The organism is Brevundimonas sp. UBA7534, assembly GCF_002479325.1.
Taxonomy (GTDB): Bacteria; Pseudomonadota; Alphaproteobacteria; order Caulobacterales; family Caulobacteraceae; genus Brevundimonas.
In genome coordinates, this window is the sequence record NZ_DLMO01000011.1 from 11,707 (window position 1) to 14,332 (window position 2,626).

Annotated in this window: 3 protein-coding genes and 1 pseudogene; all 4 read right to left on the minus strand. The window is 69.6% G+C overall.

Annotated features, from left to right (window positions below; all coding sequences use genetic code 11):
* On the minus strand, positions 1 to 123 hold a 123-nt coding region (locus tag B2U11_RS00785), incomplete at its 3' end, for a type III pantothenate kinase (protein ID WP_292069089.1).
* Entirely contained in the window at positions 120 to 884 is a 765-nt protein-coding gene (locus tag B2U11_RS00790; RefSeq protein WP_292069079.1) for a biotin--[acetyl-CoA-carboxylase] ligase, read from the minus strand. The genes B2U11_RS00790 and B2U11_RS00785, both read right to left, overlap by 4 nt.
* A 4-nt stretch (positions 885 to 888) precedes the next feature.
* Positions 889 to 2,331 (minus strand): NADH-quinone oxidoreductase subunit NuoN, encoded by a 1,443-nt coding sequence (gene nuoN / locus B2U11_RS00795; protein WP_292069081.1) that lies wholly within the window; start codon positions 2,329 to 2,331, stop codon positions 889 to 891.
* 9 nt (positions 2,332 to 2,340) lie between these two features.
* A pseudogene (locus B2U11_RS00800) lies at positions 2,341 to 2,626 on the minus strand (NADH-quinone oxidoreductase subunit M); the annotation flags it as partial.

Sequence of the window (2,626 nt, forward strand, 5' to 3'; positions counted from 1 at the left end):
AGCATACTCATCGGCCGTGCGGCTGGCGTCGGTCGCGGTGCGCCATTGGGCGGTCCACTCGTTTCCGTCGTGGATCGCGAACAGCGTGTTGGTGTTGCCCTGTTCGATGGCCAGCAGCATCAGGCCGCCACGATTCTGGAGCCAGGCCCGAAGAAGACGTCGCCGGCCGAGATGATGCGGTGCGACCCGTCGGCCAGTCGCAGGCGAAGCGCGCCGTCCGCCTCCACGCCTTCGGCCACGCCCTCCAGCGTCTCATGCTCCAGCCGCGCGGTGCACGGTCCGTTCAGTCCGACCAGTCGGCTGGTCCAGGCGTCCAGGATGGGGTCGAAGCCCAGGGTGCGCCAGCGGCCCCACCAGACGGCGAAGGTCTCGGCCAGGATTTCGGCCGCCGCCTCGACCGGCGGGGCGAAGCCCAGGTCGCCGCGCAGACGTTCCGCCACGGCGGTCGCGCCGCGCTCGGTCTCGGCCGGGGCATGGGCCAGGTTGACGCCGACGCCGATGGCCAGCCACAGGCCGCCAGCCGGATGCGGGCCGCTTTCGACCAGGATGCCCGACACCTTGGTTCCGTCCAGCAGGACGTCGTTGGGCCATTTGATCGCGACCAGCGCCGGCGAGACGAAGACGTCCAGCAGGTCCGCGACCGCCAGGGCCGCGACGAAGGTGGCCTTGGCCGCCTCGCCCGCCTTCATCGGCGTGTGCAGCAGAAGAGTGGCGGCCAGATTGCCCGGCTCGGTGCTCCAGTGACGACCGCGCCGGCCACGGCCGGCCGTCTGGCGGCGGGCCACGATCCAGCGGGGTCCCGTCTCTCCGGCCTCGGCCAGGCGGCGCGCCTCGGCGTTGGTCGAGTCGATCTCGTCGAGGATGACGAGGGGGGCGGCGTTCACCGCCCTACCCGTTCCCGAAGCCGGCGGCGGCGGCCTTGGTCACCGGCTCCAGCCAGGCCAGGGCGCCCAGGACCAGGGGGAAGGAGAAGGCCGCGGCGGCCCAGCCGATCCACTTGGCCTCGATCGGCGCCTTGTCGGTCGCGACCTCGTCGGCCGGGGCGTCGAACCACATCAGCTTGATGATTCGCAGATAGTAGAAGGCCGCCACGACCGAGGCGACCAGGCCGATGGCGGCTACGATCCACAGCCCGGCGTTCGCGGCGGCGCCGAAGACATAGTACTTGGCCCAGAAGCCCGACATCGGCGGCATCCCCAGCACCGACAGCGACAGGACCGTCAGGGCCACCGCCGTCAGCGGCCGGTCCTTCTTCAGCCCGGCCAGGTCCTGGATGCGACGGATCGGGCGACCCGACTTGGACAGCGACAGCAGGATGGCGAAGAAGCCGATCTGGTCGATGACGTACAGGGTCATGAAGATCAGCATGGCCTGCAGCCCCGCCGAAGTGCCGGCGGCCAGGCCCAGCAGGGCGTAGCCGATGTTGGCGATCGACGAATAGGCCAGCAGGCGCTGGATGTCCTTCTGGGCCAGGCCGCCGAAGGCGCCGACCGCGAAGCTGACCAGGGAGATGGCGACCAGCACCTGAGACCACTGGGCGTGGGCCTCGCCGAAGCCGCCTTCCAGCGCACGGGCGATCAGGACCATGGCGGCCATCTTGGGCGCGGTGGCGAACAGGGCCACGACCGGCGTCGGCGCGCCCTCGTAGACGTCCGGCGTCCACATGTGGAACGGCGCGGCCGAGACCTTGAACGCCAGGCCGCAGATTAGGAAGACCAGGCCGAAGATCAGGCCCGGGCCGGGATTGTCCACGGCGAAGGCGGCGATGTCCTCGAACCGCATCGACCCCGCGAAGCCGTAGATCAGGCTGGCGCCATACAGCAGCAGGCCCGACGACAGCGCGCCCAGGACGAAATACTTCAGGCCCGCCTCCGACGCCTTGGCGTCGTCGCGGTGGAAGGCGGCCAGGACGTAGAGCGCCAGCGAATGCAGCTCGATGCCCACGTACATGGAGATCAGGTCGCCCGACGACGCCATCATCCCCATGCCGACCGCGGCCAGCACGATCAGGATCGGATATTCGGTCTTGGCGATGCGGGTGCGCCGCATCCAGCCGTCGCCCAGGACGATGGCCACGGCCGAGGCCAGATAGATGACGCTCTTGCCGTAGATGGCCAGCGGATCGGCGACATAGGCGCCGTTGAACGCCTGGCCCCAGGGGCCGGTGATGGCGATCACCGCGCCGGCGATCAGCAGCAGGACGGACAGCAGCGACACCAGGCGCGTGCTCTTGTCGCCGGCGAAGGCGCCGACCATGAGCAGCACCAGGGCGCCGACCGCCAGGGTGGCTTCCGAGGCGGCGAGGTGAAGGGCCGAGGAGAGGTCAATCATGCTTCAGTCTCACCCGCCGATCGCGACGCGATAGGCATTGGTCAGGGCCTCGACGGCGGGCCCGGTGTAATCGAGGACGGCGCCCGGATAGACGCCCAGCCAGAGGGTGCCGACGATCAGCGGCACGAACAGCAGCAGTTCGCGCTTGTCGATGTCGGTGATGCTCTGGAGCTTCGGATTGGTGATCTCGCCGAACATCACGGCGCGATACAGCGTCAGCGCATAGACCGCCGAGAAGATCACGCCCGAGGCCGCGATCAGCGCCGCCCAGGTCGAGGCGCGGTAGGCGCCGGTC